Consider the following 1,608-nt stretch of genomic DNA (forward strand, 5'->3'; position numbering starts at 1 on the left):
CTTCTTCATTTTAGCTTTAAGTTTTGCTACTTGTCTTGGTTTGTTTTAAAATTATTTAAATTGGAAATTAGAGTTTTGATAATATAATAATAAGAGCGTTGATTAAAATGTGCAAGTTTATAACAATTTATGAATATTTTAATATTTATTGATACGTTGATAGTATTTTTCTAAAATTTTATCTTTAGTTTCACAAAGACATTCGTCTCTGTAAGGTTCTGCCAATGGTGATGTTGACAGTCTTTTTTTCTCTTTTTCAGGTAAATCTGGTATCTCACCGTTTATCGTAGCTACGGTAGAATGACTTTTTCTTCCAACGGGTTCTACAAGTCCTATTTTAAATCCGGCTTCTATAAGTCCTTTTCTAACAGGTAAGGATGCTGAGTATGTGGCAAGTATAGCTTTTTCTGTCATTAAATTTTTCACTACTTTAAATAAATCCAATGTCCACATTTCAGTGTTTACTTTTGGAGAAAATGGGTCGTAAAATACAGCATCAAATTTGTAATTTTCTTTGGAGAGATTGTATATGATTTCTCTTCCTTCTCCTACAATTACCAAAAGATTAAGATTACCTTCTAAATACGTATATGTGTTGTAGTATCTTTCATTTATCTTTATTTTAGAAGGTTGTAAGTTTTTTATTATATTATATTCATCTGTCAAAATCTCCGGAATTTCCATAGATTTAATTCTGTCTATAAAAAATGGGTCTTTTTCTATTGAGATTATATTGATTTTTACATCTGGATTGTTTTCTCTTGCAACTTTTATGGCAACCGCAACGTTGTATCCAAGACCAAATCCTACATCTAAAATATTTATCTCATCTTTTTCTTTTGAGAGTTTATCTACCTTACAGGGTAAAGTGAATTTATATAGGCTTTCCGTATATGCTCCTGCCTTCGTACTATGGTATGCTTCGTTGTATTCAAAGTTAAAAAATGTCTGAGTTCCGTCCACCGTTATTACTCTTCCATCTGTAAACCTTATATCCGGAAGGGTTTTTATTAGGTTGATTTCTAAGAGGTATTTTGCAAAAAGTTTCACAGCTTCTATATTTTTTTTATCAAATCCATAATCTAAATTTTTTAAATAATCTTTTCTACTTTTTTCTAATTCAAAGTTTTCTATGTTGTCAAAGAACTCTTTGACATTTTTTTTTAGTTGATATTCAAAAGAATTGACTTTTTCTTTGTTATTTAAAAAGAAATCTTTATTTACACACCACAAAGCAAATGTAAATGGAAGACCTGTTTTATCAAACCAAATTTTTGATAGGTCATAAACGTATTTGTAATCTTTTTTGTACTCAAGGGCTTTATCACCTATCAGTAAAACTGTCTGTCTTTTTTTGTAATTTTCAAAAAATCTATACTCAGGATTTTTTTTAAAAAAAATTTCAAAAATCACTCTTGTCAAATAGACGGAGGTTTTTGACTCTTTTGTTAGATATATGGTTTGTACATCTTCTATTGGAGTATCACAGCCAATTATCACAGAGCCTACTTCTTGATAAGAACTGATTGACAAATCCGGATAAAGAGGCGCCCGCAATCTGACTAATTGAAGAACCAACTACCACAACGGAAGGAACGTTCATATGTA

1 protein-coding gene is annotated in these 1,608 nt (G+C 29.8%); it reads right to left on the reverse strand.

Going from position 1 to position 1,608, the window contains the following annotated elements:
* Window positions 1-138: 138 nt before the first annotated feature.
* The gene (locus tag NE054_RS08145; protein ID WP_297890473.1) at window positions 139-1,500 is read right to left on the reverse strand and encodes an MqnA/MqnD/SBP family protein; all 1,362 of its coding nucleotides are present in this window, start codon (window positions 1,498-1,500) and stop codon (window positions 139-141) included.
* Between the last annotated feature and the right edge of the window lie 108 nt (window positions 1,501-1,608).

Source organism: Sulfurihydrogenibium sp., from assembly GCF_027448985.1.
In the GTDB taxonomy this organism is placed as follows: domain Bacteria; phylum Aquificota; class Aquificia; order Aquificales; family Hydrogenothermaceae; genus Sulfurihydrogenibium.